This is a genomic window from Zeaxanthinibacter enoshimensis (assembly GCF_004362865.1).
Lineage (GTDB): Bacteria > Bacteroidota > Bacteroidia > Flavobacteriales > Flavobacteriaceae > Zeaxanthinibacter > Zeaxanthinibacter enoshimensis.
In genome coordinates this window covers 1001591-1016363 of sequence record NZ_SNYI01000001.1, presented here as the reverse complement: position 1 = coordinate 1016363, position 14773 = coordinate 1001591, and the positions used below count along the sequence as shown (strand labels likewise).

The 14773-nt window shown below is 45.8% G+C and carries 17 protein-coding genes; 14 read left to right on the top strand and 3 right to left on the bottom strand.

The window, feature by feature from the left end; translation table 11 throughout:
* Window positions 1–11 precede the first annotated feature (11 nt).
* The 9 genes from CLV82_RS04455 to CLV82_RS04415 all read left to right on the top strand — a co-directional run bounded on the left by CLV82_RS04455 (window position 12) and on the right by CLV82_RS04415 (window position 7674).
* Window positions 12–1307 (top strand): hypothetical protein, encoded by a 1296-nt coding sequence (locus CLV82_RS04455; protein ID WP_133643080.1) that lies wholly within the window; start codon window positions 12–14, stop codon window positions 1305–1307.
* A 204-nt stretch (window positions 1308–1511) separates the two neighbouring features.
* The gene (locus tag CLV82_RS04450; protein WP_133643079.1) at window positions 1512–1898 is read left to right on the top strand and encodes a hypothetical protein; all 387 of its coding nucleotides are present in this window, start codon (window positions 1512–1514) and stop codon (window positions 1896–1898) included.
* 2 nt (window positions 1899–1900) lie between these two features.
* On the top strand, window positions 1901–3445 hold the full coding sequence (locus CLV82_RS04445) for an FAD-dependent oxidoreductase (RefSeq protein ID WP_133643078.1): 1545 nt from the start codon (window positions 1901–1903) through the stop codon (window positions 3443–3445).
* 66 nt (window positions 3446–3511) lie between these two features.
* Complete coding sequence (locus CLV82_RS04440; RefSeq protein WP_133643077.1) at window positions 3512–4075, top strand: cupin domain-containing protein; 564 nt, start codon at window positions 3512–3514, stop codon at window positions 4073–4075.
* A 314-nt stretch (window positions 4076–4389) separates the two neighbouring features.
* On the top strand, window positions 4390–4776 hold the full coding sequence (locus CLV82_RS04435; protein ID WP_133643076.1) for a hypothetical protein: 387 nt from the start codon (window positions 4390–4392) through the stop codon (window positions 4774–4776).
* A gap of 8 nt (window positions 4777–4784) precedes the next feature.
* Window positions 4785–5033 (top strand): hypothetical protein, encoded by a 249-nt coding sequence (locus tag CLV82_RS04430; protein WP_133643075.1) that lies wholly within the window; start codon window positions 4785–4787, stop codon window positions 5031–5033.
* A 150-nt stretch (window positions 5034–5183) separates the two neighbouring features.
* A complete protein-coding gene (locus CLV82_RS04425; RefSeq protein ID WP_133643074.1) occupies window positions 5184–6155 on the top strand; it encodes an ROK family protein in 972 nt (323 codons plus the stop codon).
* A gap of 158 nt (window positions 6156–6313) precedes the next feature.
* Window positions 6314–6763, top strand: a complete 450-nt coding sequence (locus CLV82_RS04420; RefSeq protein ID WP_133643073.1) for an SRPBCC domain-containing protein — start codon at window positions 6314–6316, stop codon at window positions 6761–6763.
* An 11-nt stretch (window positions 6764–6774) separates the two neighbouring features.
* The gene (locus tag CLV82_RS04415; RefSeq protein ID WP_133643072.1) at window positions 6775–7674 is read left to right on the top strand and encodes a TolB family protein; all 900 of its coding nucleotides are present in this window, start codon (window positions 6775–6777) and stop codon (window positions 7672–7674) included.
* A gap of 42 nt (window positions 7675–7716) precedes the next feature.
* Here the strand turns inward: CLV82_RS04415 and CLV82_RS04410 are convergent, their stop codons facing one another.
* Window positions 7717–7884 carry a lmo0937 family membrane protein gene (locus CLV82_RS04410; RefSeq protein ID WP_133643071.1) on the bottom strand — a complete coding sequence of 56 codons (168 nt, stop codon included), beginning with the start codon at window positions 7882–7884 and terminating at the stop codon, window positions 7717–7719.
* 306 nt (window positions 7885–8190) lie between these two features.
* On the opposite strand from CLV82_RS04410, the gene CLV82_RS04405 reads away from it, so the two are divergent.
* The 3 genes from CLV82_RS04405 (at window position 8191) to CLV82_RS04395 (ending at window position 10115) form a co-directional block, all read left to right on the top strand.
* Entirely contained in the window at window positions 8191–8928 is a 738-nt protein-coding gene (locus CLV82_RS04405; RefSeq protein ID WP_133643070.1) for a hypothetical protein, read from the top strand.
* 85 nt (window positions 8929–9013) lie between these two features.
* Window positions 9014–9595 carry a YdeI/OmpD-associated family protein gene (locus CLV82_RS04400; RefSeq protein ID WP_133643069.1) on the top strand — a complete coding sequence of 194 codons (582 nt, stop codon included), beginning with the start codon at window positions 9014–9016 and terminating at the stop codon, window positions 9593–9595.
* A gap of 4 nt (window positions 9596–9599) precedes the next feature.
* A complete protein-coding gene (locus tag CLV82_RS04395; protein WP_133643068.1) occupies window positions 9600–10115 on the top strand; it encodes a hypothetical protein in 516 nt (171 codons plus the stop codon).
* A 15-nt stretch (window positions 10116–10130) separates the two neighbouring features.
* Here CLV82_RS04395 and CLV82_RS04390 read toward each other — a convergent pair whose 3' ends face one another.
* Window positions 10131–11033 carry a histone deacetylase family protein gene (locus CLV82_RS04390; RefSeq protein ID WP_133643067.1) on the bottom strand — a complete coding sequence of 301 codons (903 nt, stop codon included), beginning with the start codon at window positions 11031–11033 and terminating at the stop codon, window positions 10131–10133.
* 61 nt (window positions 11034–11094) lie between these two features.
* The gene (locus CLV82_RS04385) at window positions 11095–11640 is read right to left on the bottom strand and encodes a hypothetical protein (RefSeq protein WP_133643066.1); all 546 of its coding nucleotides are present in this window, start codon (window positions 11638–11640) and stop codon (window positions 11095–11097) included.
* Window positions 11641–11960: 320 nt separating this feature from the next.
* Between CLV82_RS04385 and CLV82_RS04380 the strand changes: the two genes are divergently transcribed.
* Both CLV82_RS04380 and CLV82_RS04375 read left to right on the top strand, forming a co-directional pair.
* Window positions 11961–13958: an amidohydrolase family protein gene (locus tag CLV82_RS04380; protein WP_166636667.1), complete on the top strand. Its 1998-nt coding sequence runs from the start codon at window positions 11961–11963 to the stop codon at window positions 13956–13958.
* A 109-nt stretch (window positions 13959–14067) separates the two neighbouring features.
* Window positions 14068–14721, top strand: coding sequence for a DsbA family oxidoreductase (locus tag CLV82_RS04375; protein ID WP_133643064.1), 654 nt, complete (start codon window positions 14068–14070; stop codon window positions 14719–14721).
* Window positions 14722–14773 lie beyond the last annotated feature (52 nt).

Here is a 14773-nt window from a genome sequence, read left to right as displayed (position 1 = left end):
CAGAAAATTACATGTTTAATTCCATTCCCGGCTTCAGGGGACTACTTCTCTTAGCCCTGTCATTCACCTGTATCAACTGCAGGCAGCACACCAGTGGCAAGGAAGATGGTGATGGTGCGCACTTACCTGATTCAGCAGAAAATATCGTAAAGAAGGTGGCTGATAACGGGGAGCAGGCCCAACCACAGCTCTTTCCTTTCGGACAGGAATTATCTTCTTTTCACAATTCACAAACCCTTAGGAACGAAGCAGGGGATTGTACAACCACCCTGCGTGAATTCAACCGGGATTCCCTTCGTATCGTGACAGATTCCACCGATTGTTTTGATTACGGTGTGCACAACCAGTATTTCCTTTTCCGGAAAGACAGCCTTGAACAGGTGCATATTTTCGAATTTTACCCCCAGTACGATCCGGCCGGTGAGAAGCTGACCTATGTGGCAACAGAAACTGTGTATTCCCTGGCACGGCAACCTGCAAGAACCTATGTCCGCTCTGATACCCTGGCACAGCCAGAACCCGGCGAGATGAAAAGTGCTTTCGAGTCCGAACTTATCCCGGACCGGGATGCATTACTCGAAGACCTGAGGATACAATTGGCCTCGCTGGAAGATCCCGGGGAAGATCCTTACGGGCTGAACATAGAAGTCTACAAGGATACTGATGGAGGAAAGGCAGACATCTACCTCTATTCCAATGCCTGGGCTAACCCGGCCTGGATCAGCCAGGAGCCCGCAATGTCCCCGATTCCCGAGGAGCAGTATATTGCCTGGGAAATACCAAAAGCAGCCGCCTTTGCCTTTAACAGCTGGTATGCCGGAGGCGGATATATTTACTACGGCCTGATCGAAGGATCCGAAGTGATGATTTATCGACGATTTGTTGAGGAGACTCAGCCTGACGAAGAAAGATTCACGCTCTATAAAATGATATCCCTTGATCCACAGGCCAGCACCCCGTCATACTATATCTGTTACAGGGACGATAGGGATAAGGATCGGGTACTAATGATAGCCATCAGTGAAAACGGGATTGCGTTGTGGGCCGTCTACAAAGGAGTGGAAGATCAGTATATTCTGGTTGAAAAAACAAGGGAGACCGATACGAGTGGTGCTGTACCCCTTTTGGAAAATTCCTACGGAGCTTTTTCTGGCAATACCCTCTCAGGAACATTTATCCTGACCCATTCAGGAAACTGGGATTACGCCAAATTCGCTCCCGCTGACAAAGCCGAAGAACAAAGATTTACTATAAACCATGAGGCCAGTACCGGTGAAAAAGGCTATAGCACAAAACCGTGTTTCTGATACCTATACTGTCTTATTATTCAGGAATTATTTCCGGGACCAGGCATCATTTTTTTCACTATCTTTAATAGTGTCTTCTGGTATAGAAGTAAATGACACTTCCCGCGAATAGTATGCTTTTATTTTCCGCGGTTGAAACCTCCCCCGTACTTAATCAACACCCTACTAATACAGTCTTTTTATTAAGACAGGAACAGCGCAATTATGGATCGAAGAAAAGCTCTAATGGTGGGTGCTGCCGGGGTGGCAGTGCTTACTCTCCCTGCCTGGTTCTACTTTAAAGGAGCTTCTTATGACCCTGCCCTGGGCAAAGCCACGGTATTATACAGGATATGGGAGGACGGCCCGGAGTTACAAAACGTAGGCACACAATACCGTGAGCTTTTTCCGGAGGAAGACAGCAGGAGAAAACTCCTGAAATTACTGACGGGGGATACACCCCGGGATGAGAAAGAAATGGCTGCTGTCATTGAAAAGCAGGTTCATGACGATTACAGGGAGAACCGGATAGTGATGATCGACGGATGGATGCTCTCGGTTACCGAAGCGAGACAGTGCGCGCTATTTTCAATAGATAATCCAACTCCATAGCGATGCACACAGACACCCGGAACCTGGAAAACAATAGCCTGATACAGGGCGACATCTGCATCGTAGGTGCAGGTGCTGCAGGGATCAGTATAGCACTTGACTGGAAAGATACAGCACATAAAGTAATCCTCCTCGAGGGAGGCGGGTTTGAATATGAAGACCAGGTACAGGACCTAATGTCAGGAACAACCAGTGGGCAACGTTATTTCCCCCTCCGCTCTACCCGGTTGCACTACTTTGGGGGCGCAACAGGACATTGGGCGGGAATGTGTTCCCCTTTTGATCCTATCGATTTCATTGATCGCAGCTGGGTTCCCTATAGCGGATGGCCCATCAGCCGGGAAGACCTGGACCCATATTATTCCAAAGCACATGTGCCATTGCAATTAGGCCCCTATGAATACGAGCTTGAATACTGGGATAAGGAATTACCCAATTTAAACCCCCTGCCTTTTGATGAGAAGGTAGTATGGAATAAGATGTGGCAATTCACTACCGCGAATTTCGGACCATTATACAAGGATGAACTGGTTGCGGCAAGGAACATTGAACTCTGCACCTATGCCCATGCTACTTCGATCCGTTTAAAGGATGGATCTTCTGAAGCGGATCATATTGTGATAAAGAACCATGCGGGGAAAACACACCGGGTAAGGGCTAAACATTATCTCCTGGCCTGCGGTACATTACAGAATACACGGCTATTGCTGGCTTCCAACGATCAACGTCCTGAAGGCCTGGGTAATGATCATGACCTTGTCGGCCGGTTCTTTATGGAACACCTGGAGATCCCGGTAGCCGACCTTTGGATGGCAGATCCTTTCCCTACGGACCTGTATTCCTGGAAATACGGTCATACCAAAGCTGCAGCAGAACTTGCAATTACAGCAGCCATACAGGAGAAGGAAAATATTCTTAACGGGACATTATCCTTACGCCCCCTGGTTCTTGGAAAACATACCAAGGCCCGGATGGATACCTGGCAGAACGAAGATCCGCGAAAGAGTCAGGATAATATGTTCCGGAGCTGGGACGAAGCCCTTGCCGCCGGTAAGCAGGAGAAAGGAGCTATCGAAAGAGCCTTTGAACTGAATATCCGTATTGAACAGTGTCCTAACCCGGAATCAAGATTAACCCTCACCAGGGAAAAAGATGCTCTCGGGGTTCCCAGGACCAATCTCAACTGGGCATTGACCGGCTTAGACAAATACAGTGTAAGGCGCATAGCGGAATTAATCGGGCAACAGGCCGGCCTATCCGGTACCGGCCGGGTACAGCTCCGGGAATTCCTCAGGGACAAGAATGACAGCAGCTTTCCCGATACTACTAATGGAGGCTGGCATCATATGGGTACCACCCGGATGAGCACAGATCCTAAGAATGGTGTAGTGGATCCTGAGTGCAGGGTACATGGTATTCCAAACCTGCACATAGCCGGTGCAGCCTGTTATCCCACTTCCGGAGCTCCTAATCCCACCTTAACATTAACGGCTTTAAGCCTGCGCTTATCAGACCGGGTTAAAACCCTGCTGAAAAGGCCCGTATAGTCGCCTGATTAAAGCTCCCGGATTACTATCCCACAAAAATTAATTTAACTTCAAATCGCTTTAGATATGACAAGAGATCATTTTCTTGCTTCCTGCGCGGCAATCCCGCTTTTACCCTACTTGTTTACTACAAGTTCCAGTTCTTCTATACAGGACCGTGAAGGATTTACGGTTGCTGCAGGGGAAGGACGTCATCATGGCCACATTCCTTTGAAAGGAGTGAACCGAAACCTGATGGATATGAAAGTGTCAGGAAAAGACAGCCTGGGAGGAATGTGCATTTTTGAGCAAATCTCACGCACTCCCGGTTTTGGTACCCCACTTCATATCCATTATAAACAAGATGAAGTATTTTATGTGCTGGATGGAAATTATGCGTTCCGGGTGGGGGATAAAGAATTTCGACTTGGGAAAGGCGATAGTATTTTCCTTCCTATGAATGTCCCACATGCCTGGACCCAGATTTCAAAGAAGGGCCGGATGACCGTGATCTTCCAACCCGCAGGAAAGATGGAAGAGTTCTTCCTTACACTTGCGGAAATGGATCATGAACCCGGCAAAGAGGAAATTGCGAAGATTTTCCTGGACCACGAGATGGAAGTGGTTGGTCCCCCGCTTCGCTTAAACTAACAATTCTACTTAGGCGTAACGACTTATTGAAGGAGTAAACGTGCCAACTGTTTTAACTGGTTATGTGGAACCGGGCGGATAGCCTGTTCCACAGCATCAATAACATTGAAAAAAGACAATTGGAGTCCTCCTTGGTCAACTGCAGATAACAAGGTTTAAGCGATGTAAAGTCATCACTATCAGAAGAATGTGGATAAAAAATTGCCTCCCTGCAATAATTTTTCGGAAATATTCTCTATATTACTGTGATTTCACCCCTCACCAAGCCAGAACTTACCACCATTTGTACCAAAAAAAATGAACATCCATTGGTGATGAAAGTCTGTTATAAACATCAACATCTGCGTAATTACTTGTTGCTGGGTATTTCTTTCCTGCTGATGGGGGGGTGGCGTATACTAGCATCATTTGACCAAATTGTCAGCTACCTGTGGCTGCTTTTGGCGGCTATCTCACTTACACATTATTTCTACTCTCGTAAAAAAGCTTATATAACCATTAAACAGGGATATTTATATAAGAATCTCCTCTTCTCACCAAAACTCCTACTCACTGATATTAAACGTATCCGCAAGTTCGCGGGTGACTATATCCTCATGACAGAAAAGGCACAGCTTACCATAGATACACAGATCATAGACGAAGATTCCCTGGAGGAATTGGAATGTGTGTTGGCGCAGCTCGACCTGGAACCCAGCTAAACTGGATCATGAAAAACGTTTTTATATATTATTTATGTTTACTGGCGCCCCTGGCCCTGATCTATTGGTTATATGATTATTACGAGATCAGCTCGGACCTTCTTGCCGGCATAATCATTATTTACCTGCTCGCATACAAAAGTTACCTGGACGGGAGGCGGTTGGTCGCGAAGAATATTCTATCCCGGAATGAGATCTGGATCATGATCATCCCCGGAAACCATCTCCGGTTTTTCAAGGAATTATACCTGGATTAGATCGTATTTATACGTTCCTGGATCATGTAGTACTTATAATCGGGCAGACCCTAAGAACTTCATATCCAGGGAATTACTTATGTGCACTACTGCTCCCATGATATGACATCAATCAGTGAAATTTTGAAGGGAATTCCCGTCCTTTGTAGGATGGCAAAAGAACTTGTTCTTGGTATCGATATCGGCGGCTCTCTGACCAAAATAGGAGTGGTATCCCGGGATGGTAAAATTCTGCATAGAACGATCTACCCTACCGAGGCTTCACTTCCTTTTGACCATTTTATGGCCCGCCTTAAAGAGGTCGTAAATGGCTTCCAGAACAAACTTCACCCCGGGCAACAACTTGTGTTCGTAGGGGTAGGAGCACCAAATGCAAATCCCATGACTGGCAATATTGAAAATCCGCCTAACCTGGGATGGGGAAAGGCATCGCCTTTGGCTACGGAAATTGAGCGGGCATTCGGATTACCGGTGGTTATCGCCAATGATGCCAATGCAGCAGCCCTTGGAGAAATGCTATTCGGATCTGCTGTGGGGATGAAAAATTTTGTCACCCTTACCCTGGGAACAGGCCTTGGAAGTGGTATTATCATCGATGGAAAACTACTCATCGGTCAACACGGTGTGGCCGGGGAGATCGGGCATGTAAATGTTGAACCCGGGGGCAGGCAGTGCAACTGCGGGTTGCGGGGCTGCCTTGAAACTTATGCCTCTGTTACCGGGATCAGGCGAACCGTCTTTGAACTTCTGGCCGAATTGAACTACGATTCCGAATTGCGTTCTTTCAGCTTCGAAGAACTCAACGGGGAAAATATCTCTGACGCCGCACTGGATGGCGACCTCATCGCCTTGACTGCGTTTAAAAGAACCGGGGAAATATTGGGAAGTAAAATGGCCGATACCGTAGCCCACCTGGATCCGGAGGCGTTTATTATTTCGGGTGGACTGAGTAAGGCCGGTCATATCCTGTTGGATCCGCTGATTGAAAGTATGGAAAGACATCTGTTTAATGCCTATAAAGGAAAGATCAAAATATTGCTCTCCAAAGCTACCCGGGCAGATGCCATATTAGGTCCTGCCGCACTGGCCTGGATGGAAATCGACAGCATGAAATTTTCCTGAACAGGGAACTAAGGCCTGCGGAAATACCCAGGTGAAATAAGTAAATCTATTTTCGCTACTGCTTACTTATTATCTCTTCCAATTCTTTTTCACATCTGATAATTAACTGTAAATCACCTAAATTTAGGAGTGTAAACAAATTGATTTCTATATCAAATATGGAAGCTCATACATCTCCCGGCAGTACAGAAATAACCATCTCAACCGTAATCAAGTGTCCAATTGCAAAGGTCTGGCAATTCTGGACCCGGCCAAACCATATTACCCGCTGGAATTTTGCCTCGGATGAGTGGCATTGTCCTTCTGCGGTCAATGATTTAAGACCCGGGGGAACCCTGGACTGGAGAATGGAAGCAAAGGATGGCAGTATGGGTTTTGATTATACCGGGACTTACGAGGAGGTAAGGGCCAATGAATTCATTTCCTACCATATTTCGGATGGCCGTAGGGTTACTATCCATTTTCAGGCAGAGGGGAATGAAACCAGGATAACAGAATCTTTTGAAACAGATAAAACACATCCCGTGGACCTGCAAATAACCGGGTGGCAGGGCATCCTCGAGAACTTTAAAAAATATGTCGAGGCCGGAAAAGAGACAACAAACTGAAATAAGGTAATATGGATTTTCTAAAGATAACACTGGTATTCCTACTCCTGGTTTCCTGCAAGGATAAAGAAGTGGAGAAGAATACCCCGGGTGAGGAACATGAGATCGCATTCGTTTCGGATAGAAATGGTAATTCTGAAATTTACCTGATGAATGCAGATGGCAAGAACGTGGTGAACCTGACCCAACACGATTCGCTCGATTTCAGTCCCTCCTTGTCCGCAGACCGCAAATCCCTTTACTTCTATTCCAAAAGGGAAGGTAACGCGGAAATCTATAAAATGAATCTAAGCACAAACACAAGTGCAAGACTTACCCGGGACCCGGCAGCCGATGTACTCCCCGCCGTTTCTCCGGACGGGAACTCTATTGCATTTATAAGTGACCGCAAGACAGGCAGCAGGAATATGTACGTGATGAATACTGATGGTTCCGAAGTTAGGTCGCTAACCAATAATGCGCATTATGAAGAGAGTCCGTCCTGGTCCCCGGATGGGAAACACATTGTTTTTACACGGCAATTACGGGATAGTGCTGATACGTCTCATGCAGGTAATGGAGAGATCCATATCATGACTGCGGACGGCAACAATATAAAGAGGCTTACTTATAAGGATGGTTACGATTCCGGAGCCAATATTTCTCCGGATGGTAAAAAAATAGCTTTCTATGGCAGTAATGGTGATCAGTGGGATATTTACATCATGGATCCTGATGGCAGGAATGTTCAAAACCTGACGAACGACACCATTGAATGCTATTCCCCGGACTGGTCGCCTGATGGTAAATGGATAGTTTATACGGCGGGTGCTGATGGAAATTATAATATCTGGAAGATCAATACAAGGACACGGGAAAGATTTCAACTGACGGATACAGACGGCAGGAATGAAAGTCCCGTTTGGCGATAATAGAAGAGAAAACCGGGATAAGCATCCCGGTATACTTAATTATTATAAAGGTCGTCTTCCACTAATGATATTATATAATATTGCTATCACTGCAATGACCAGCAGGACATGGATCAGGCTGCTTGTCCCGAGCCCGGGAACTATTCCTAAAAATCCCAATAGCCAAATTACAATAGCGATCACCGCGATTAACCAAAGTAAATTTCTCATAGTCGGTAAGGTTATATTTTTAAATTAATATTAAATATACAACAGTAATTGCCCTGTTTTACAAAATATTATAGCTCATATAGAAGTGATAATATCACTCCTAACCAGTCTTGATACTATAAAAAAAGACTATTGTTCGGCCTGCAGTCAACCGGATATGGAAGATTAAGAACAGAAAGTTATATTCCTGAAAGCTTGTCTCGTGCATTAAAATATTTTCTACATTTAATATAGAACAGCCGGCATAGTTACGGGGCGGAGAGGACCTCTCACCCGATCTCCTATACCGATTTCAATGAATTGGGAATGAAAAAAGCCCTCCTTTACAGCAATGCATATAGGAAGAGGCCGTCGTTCTTTTTGGTAATGGCTATCATTGGTCTCCTCGCTGCTTTAATTGGATTTTCAAAAACATTTTTTATCCCTGTTGGCCAGGGTACTTTTTCGGCACCGGCAGGAGTTCATATTCATGGATTCTTTGCATTTAGCTGGATATTCCTTTTTGTCATCCAGCCCTTCCTTATCCACTTTGGCAAATTCAGAATACATCAAATTCTTGGGGTTGCCGGAATAATTATAGCCTTCGGGGTAGCTATTACCATGGTGCCAGCCGGGCTGTTCCAGGTTCATAAAGAACTAGCACAGGGCCTGGGGCCTACCTCCTATTCCACTCTCCTGGGTGTTATCACCTCGGGCCTGCTGTTCCTGGGTTTGGTTTTGGCCGGCATCTATAACAGGGACAGACCGGAACATCACAAACGATATATGCTGCTCGCTACCATCGTGGTTTTGTGGCCGGCATGGTTCAGGTTCAGGCATTTCTTTCCACAGATCCCCTACCCGGAAATCTGGTTCGCACTCGTACTTGCCGACAGCCTCATCATAATCGCCTGGGCATATGAACTTTACAAGTATGGAAAACTTCATCCCGTCTTAAAATATGCAGGCCTTTTTGTTATAGTGGAACAGGTCCTGGAAATCCTCCTATTTGATAGTAGTCCCTACAGGAAGTTGGCCATTTGGATCTATGGCATAGTGTCCTGAGTCGGGCTTCCGAAGCTAATAATTGTGAATTCTCACATTCTGATTTTATAAGGCGTTTTTTATCTTCACATAAACAGGAGACCGAATGAACCCTAAAGTTAATTTCTTTTTTGATAAAGATTCTCCCTGGCAGGAAGAATACCGGGAACTAAGAAAACTAGCACTTGACTGCGGCCTGGAGGAGGAATTAAAATGGGGGAAGCCCTGTTATACTTACAATGATAAAAATATCGTCCTGATCCATGGCTTCAAGGAATATTGCGCCCTGTTATTTCATAAGGGCGTCCTGTTAGAGAATAAACACGATCTCCTGGTCCAACAAACAGAAAATGTGCAGTCGGCCAGGCAGTTACGGTTTTCAGATGTAAACGATATTAAAGGACAACGGGCAGTTATCAGGTCTTATCTTTTCGAAGCGATCGAAGTGGAAAAGGCCGGTTTGCAGGTAGCCTATAAGGAAACCAAACAATATGATATGCCGGATGAATTTCGTAAGAAATTAGATAAAGACATCGAACTTAAGAAAGCGTTTGAAGCTCTCACCCCGGGTCGGCAACGGGGCTACCTGCTGTATTTCTCAGAGGCAAAACAATCAAAGACCCGGGAATCCAGGATCAATAAATGCCGGTCCAGGATAATGCAGGGCCTGGGTCGGAATGATAAATAATCAAATGACACGTTTTGACAAAATATTGGGCGGAGGAGACCTACGGTCTATCGGCAGGAGCGATGAGGTTGTCGGCATGATTCAGGATCAGAACGATTTTGACCAGTTATTTCCTTTCCTTTTTCACCCGGACCGGGTGGTGGCCGGCAGAACTGCCGACGCCATCGAGAAACTTACGATAGAAAACCCCGGGTACCTCTCTGACCACAAAAAGGAAGTCTTAACGCTCCTGGATAAAGCGAAGGACATCGAGTTAAAATGGCACCTTGCATTGTTGGTGCCCAGGGTGGACTTAAATACTAAAGAGCTGGATGATACCTGGAAGGTACTGCGTCAATGGGCTGAAAATAAGAAGGAAAGCAGGATCGTACGGGTCAATGCCATGCAATCACTCTACGACCTGCAACAGCTGTCCCCTGAATACAGATCACGCTTTTATGAGGTCATTAACGTGCTGGAGAAGGAGAATATCCCTTCTATTACTTCAAGGATCCGGTTATTGCGGAAAAAGGGCATGTAAGCAGCAATAAAAAGCCTACTCGTAGAGATCTCTCGCTACCTGGTACGTATTCGCATGAGCATTGACTATGGTCCTGATATCCGGGGCATAACCTCCTCCCATACTGCACTGAACAGGGACTTTCCTGGCATGGCAGAGCGATAACACCAGTTCATCTCTTTTCCGTGCTCCCTCCATGCTCAGCCCCAGCCTGCCCAACTTGTCCTCGGCCAATACGTCTACTCCACAGAGATAGAATACAAAATCGGGTTGCAGCCTGTTAAAAAGCTCCGGTAGTTTCTCCCCGATTATACTGAGGTAGGTCTCGTCATCGGTATTATCCGGAAGGGCAATATCGAGGTCGCTTTCTTCTTTCCTGAAAGGATAGTTAGACTTGCCGTGTACTGAAAAAGTGAATACGGAAGAATTTTCGCGGAAGATCTCGGCCGTTCCGTTTCCCTGGTGCACATCCAGGTCTATGATAAGTATTTGTGCAGCTTTCCCGGAATGCAACAGGTATTGGGCGGCAATTGCCTGGTCGTTTAGCAGGCAAAAGGCTTCCCCCCGGTCTGAAAAAGCGTGGTGGGTACCTCCTGCTATATTAAAAGCAATCCCATGCTTCAAGGCGTAGAGGCATCCCTGAAGGGTTCCCTGGGCGATCATAAGCTCCCGTTTCACAAGAGCTGCTGATAATGGAAAACCGATCTTACGCGCAGCCCTGGGCTCCAGCTGCTGCGTAACCAGATCCCGGTAGTATTCCGGCTTATGAGCCCTGAACACATGCTCCTCCTCGATAATTTCAGGAGAAAAGAACTGTTCCATTGTGCAGGTTCCCTGTCTCACCAACTGCTCCGGAAGCAGGTCGTACTTCAGCATAGGAAACCGGTGCCCCTCGGGAAGGGGGTGCGCATAGATGGGATGGTGGGCAATTCTGATCATTGCCTGCAAAGATAAGGCTTGTCCCCGGTACCTCTGCAACTTTCGGGATGTCAGGCAGGATTCAGAACGTGATATTTACAAAGGGTATCACAGGGCTGGTATAGACACTCTCATCTTCATCGTATAAAAGGTTTAATTTGGCACCCACTGCGATCTTATCCGTTATATTCAGTCCCGCCCCGAGGAAGAACGCTGTATCCCAGTAACTCTCCTTGATATCCCCGGTGATCTCTTCCGTAGTGGTCGAAACATTCAGCTGGGTAAGCTCTACTAAGGTCATCAGTCTTTTGGCGGGATAGTACTGGAGAATTACATTTCCCCCAATAGTGGTGGTCTTCTGTAAATCCTTTATGGAGGTATAACTTCCCTGCAGGCCCGCGCCCAGGTTAACCTTCTCACTGAGGAGAAAGATCAGGTTGGGGGATAAGCTGATATTGGTCCCCCCTACAAAACTAAGCCCGAATCCACAGCCGAATTTCAACTTAGGTTCTGCCGCCGCAGTGCTGTCTACCACACTGATCTCTGTGACCTGGGCAGATGTATGTTCACTATAAACTAAAAATATGACAGCCAAAGCTATCTTCAGGAAGAGGCTTTTTAAATTCATGGTTGGTTATTTTGATAGTAGTACTGAATTGAGTGGTTTTCTGTATTCAAGATATGGTTTTTTCCCTGAATTTCAACAGCATACATTAATACGGTTCAGATTAATAGAGATTTTTGGTTCTGAAGACAACGCTGATCACAATCATCTGTATCCGAAACACATACGTAAAATATTTTCTATATTTGGTTACGTAGTTCCTCCCAGTATCTAACTTGATATAGCTCACTATGGGGAATATTTCTAATCACAAGACCAGGTTTCGGCACAGGCTTCAGTTATTATTCTTGCTTTACTTACCGGTATTTGCAATATCACAGGCGGTGCCCGACACGACGCGCTATACCCAGATTTTTGACGGGATTCCCTGGGGGGAATGGAAAACCTGGGAGATCTCAGAAGATACCGTTGGTTATTGGGCAGATTTTAAAGGTTCTTTTGAACGTACTGAAAAATTAGTTCTGAATAAAAATGGCCTGCCGGCATATATGGATATCCGTGGAAAACTTCGGGAAAATTTCCATTACCTGGAACGATATGAGATGCAGGGAGACAGTTCGGCTTTCATAATCACCCTGCAGGAACGAAAACATTTACCAGTAATTACTCCATCATTTTATGCCGCCATTTACCCGGCTCATGATATGGGGGTCCTTGCCCGCGCTCTGCTTAAACAACATGATTCAGTCATTCCGCTACTTCCTGCCGGAAAAGTAAGAATTGAGAGGGTGGCACAACATCAGCTTACCAAATCCAGTGAAAAAATTACCGCAACTTTATATGCAATCCATGGCCATGACCTGGTACCGAGATATGTATGGCTGGATGAAAACCGGAAGACATTTGCAGACCATTGGAGTATACTTAAAGGGTGGGAATCGTCATTCCCGGAATTGAAGCAAATACTCAGGGACACTGAAACGGCGTATAAAATTTCGGTCGCACAAAAGATCACCCGGGTTCCGGAACGGCAGCTTCTCATTTCCAATGCCCGCATATTTAACCCAAAAACCGGTGAGATAATGCCATCTTCATCCATACTTATCCGGGATAGTACTATTGTGGCAGTGGGACCTGATCAGCAATTTACCGGCTTAAAGAGTACTCAACGAATTGATGCTGAAGGGAGAATGGCCATCCCGGGCTTATGGGAGATGCACGGTCATCTGTTCTATCCCTTCGATCCCCAGATAATGTTTCGCAATGGAAATTCGGCACCTTTATATTTAGCCAGCGGGATCACTAGCGTACGCGATATGGGGAGTAATATGACAGAGATTTTCGTCAATAAAAAATATTTTGACAATAATGAGTTCATTGGGCCAAGGGTGTTACCTTCTTTATATATCGACAATCTAAATGTTACAGGCAAAGGCACAATAGGAGTGCGTGTTAGTACACCCGCCGAAGCTTCCCAAATAATCCGGGAGTATGCCGAAAAAGGCATAAGGCATGTAAAGATATATGGTTCAATGACCCCTGACCTGGTAAAAGCCGTAGTTGAGGCAGGCCGGGAGTATGACATGTACATCAACGGCCATTTGCCCCGAACTATGACCATGAACGAAGCCATCCATGCCGGTTACCGGGAGATCCAGCATATCTGGTGGTTGGCCTGGTCTTTAATGTACCCGAGATCAGAAGAGGTCCCGGATTACGAAACTGACGAGGTATGGTTCCAGGTATTCACTGAAGTACTAAAGGACAAAGAAAAACTCGAGCAGTTGGTCGCAACCCTAAAAGAGAAGGATATAGCTGTAGACCCTTCTATCACCTACTTCCTTCTGGAAACAGGTCTGCCCTATTTTCTTTCCGAGGTCATTGACCGGTACCCGGTGCACATCGCCAGAACATATCACCACAGTTTGCCACCGGATATGCTCTTCTTCTACGAACCCCAGAATCCCCTAGCACGTATAGCTAAGGAAAAAGCAATTCAAAGTTTAAAAGAACTAATCGTATATCTGCATCAGCAAGGAGTACAATTGGTGGCAGGCAGCGATGCCTGGGGCGGAGATGCACTTATTGGAGAGCTTTCCGTATATGTAGATGCCGGAATTCCTCCAAGGGATGTATTGAAGATTGCAACCATAGATGCTGCCACCGTTATGGGGATGGGCCATAAATTAGGTTCAATTGAAAAGGGAAAGCTTGCCGATCTGTTCCTTGTTGATGGGGATCCCACCAAAAATTTTAGGGATATCCGGCGCGTAAAGATGGTCGTCAAAAATGGACTGATCTACAATCCAGATGACATTTACGGGACACTGGGTATGAAAACTCGTGATACCGGGGAGATTCCCCTGCTGCGGCAAAAATAAATCGCTCCTCCTATGTCATCCGCGACAGAAATATATTGCTTACAGGTAAGTGATGATTTAGATTTTCATTTATTTGATCTCTGTAAAGAGTACTTAAAGTTTAAGAATCATGGCAGAGAAAATTAAGGTTGATGTGGTTTCGGACGTGGTATGCCCGTGGTGTATTGTCGGATACAAGCGATTGGAAAAGGCTATTTCTGAACTTGGTATTGAAGATAAGATCGAATTGGAATGGCAACCCTTTGAACTAAATCCTCATATGCCACCTGAAGGTGAAAATATACAGGAGCACCTGCATAAGAAATACGGTGCGGAGCCCGAGGATCAAAAGAAATCACAGGATCGACTCTCGCAATTCGGGGAAGAACTTGGATTTAAGTTTGACTATTGGGACGAAATGAAAATAGTAAACACCAGGGATGCGCATATATTACTGGATTACGCTAAAGAAAAAGGAAAACAGACCGAACTGAATTTGCGCCTGATCGAATCCTATTTCAGTGAACGGAAAGATGTTTCTGAAAAGGAGGTACTGGAACAGGCACTCAAGGAAGTTGGATTGAACAGCCAGGAGGCCATGGCCAGGTTAGAAAGTGATGATGCCCGGTACCAGGTTACATCCAATGAGAACTACTGGCAGAGCCTGGGGGTCTCATCGGTACCTACGATGGTTTTTGACCGTAAAAGTGCCCTTACCGGGGCACAACCGGTAGAGGTCTATAAACAGGTGCTGACTGAATTGCTGGAAGAGAAGACCGGGTAAGAACCTGCCAAATATTTTTGAGTACACCAGGAAATTCTCACCCACCTTTTAT

Bases quoted from the DNA above. Each gene is read 5' to 3' on its own strand.
- CLV82_RS04420 (WP_133643073.1), top strand. From the start codon at position 6,314: ATGGAAGCTCATACATCTCCCGGCAGTACAGAAATAACCATCTCAACC.
- CLV82_RS04410 (WP_133643071.1), bottom strand. From the start codon at position 7,884: ATGAGAAATTTACTTTGGTTAATCGCGGTGATCGCTATTGTAATTTGG.
- CLV82_RS04405 (WP_133643070.1), top strand. From the start codon at position 8,191: ATGAAAAAAGCCCTCCTTTACAGCAATGCATATAGGAAGAGGCCGTCG.
- CLV82_RS04430 (WP_133643075.1), top strand. From the start codon at position 4,785: ATGAAAAACGTTTTTATATATTATTTATGTTTACTGGCGCCCCTGGCC.
- CLV82_RS04400 (WP_133643069.1), top strand. From the start codon at position 9,014: ATGAACCCTAAAGTTAATTTCTTTTTTGATAAAGATTCTCCCTGGCAG.
- CLV82_RS04415 (WP_133643072.1), top strand. From the start codon at position 6,775: ATGGATTTTCTAAAGATAACACTGGTATTCCTACTCCTGGTTTCCTGC.
- CLV82_RS04425 (WP_133643074.1), top strand. From the start codon at position 5,184: ATGGCAAAAGAACTTGTTCTTGGTATCGATATCGGCGGCTCTCTGACC.
- CLV82_RS04445 (WP_133643078.1), top strand. From the start codon at position 1,901: ATGCACACAGACACCCGGAACCTGGAAAACAATAGCCTGATACAGGGC.
- CLV82_RS04435 (WP_133643076.1), top strand. From the start codon at position 4,390: ATGAAAGTCTGTTATAAACATCAACATCTGCGTAATTACTTGTTGCTG.
- CLV82_RS04375 (WP_133643064.1), top strand. From the start codon at position 14,068: ATGGCAGAGAAAATTAAGGTTGATGTGGTTTCGGACGTGGTATGCCCG.
- CLV82_RS04385 (WP_133643066.1), bottom strand. From the start codon at position 11,640: ATGAATTTAAAAAGCCTCTTCCTGAAGATAGCTTTGGCTGTCATATTT.
- CLV82_RS04455 (WP_133643080.1), top strand. From the start codon at position 12: ATGTTTAATTCCATTCCCGGCTTCAGGGGACTACTTCTCTTAGCCCTG.
- CLV82_RS04390 (WP_133643067.1), bottom strand. From the start codon at position 11,033: ATGATCAGAATTGCCCACCATCCCATCTATGCGCACCCCCTTCCCGAG.
- CLV82_RS04450 (WP_133643079.1), top strand. From the start codon at position 1,512: ATGGATCGAAGAAAAGCTCTAATGGTGGGTGCTGCCGGGGTGGCAGTG.
- CLV82_RS04395 (WP_133643068.1), top strand. From the start codon at position 9,600: ATGACACGTTTTGACAAAATATTGGGCGGAGGAGACCTACGGTCTATC.
- CLV82_RS04440 (WP_133643077.1), top strand. From the start codon at position 3,512: ATGACAAGAGATCATTTTCTTGCTTCCTGCGCGGCAATCCCGCTTTTA.